Source organism: Streptomyces sp. A012304 (genome assembly GCF_026008495.1).
Taxonomy (GTDB): Bacteria; Actinomycetota; Actinomycetes; order Streptomycetales; family Streptomycetaceae; genus Streptomyces.
Map to the genome: position 1 here is coordinate 1 of NZ_BQUN01000205.1, position 251 is coordinate 251.

Genomic DNA, 251 nt, shown 5'->3' on the forward strand with positions numbered 1-251 from the left:
AACGGCTTCCAGACCGGCATCGTCAGCGAGAACGGCGACAAGGTCACCCTCGGCTACGACGACCGCGGCAATGTGACCAGCCGCACCACCTGCCGGGCCGCCGGCGACTGCCAGACCTCGTACACCACCTACCCGGTGACGACGAGCGACTTCGACCTGCGGGGCGACCAGCCGTCGGAGACCCGGGACGGCCGCTCGTCCGGCCCCACCGACAACCGCTTCCGCACCCAGTACACGTACAACACCAGCGG

At 69.3% G+C, this 251-nt stretch carries 1 protein-coding gene; it reads left to right on the forward strand.

What is annotated here, in order from left to right; genetic code table 11:
• Positions 1–251, forward strand: a 251-nt coding sequence (locus ALMP_RS41835; RefSeq protein ID WP_264937276.1) for a hypothetical protein, incomplete at both ends; no start/stop codon positions are given.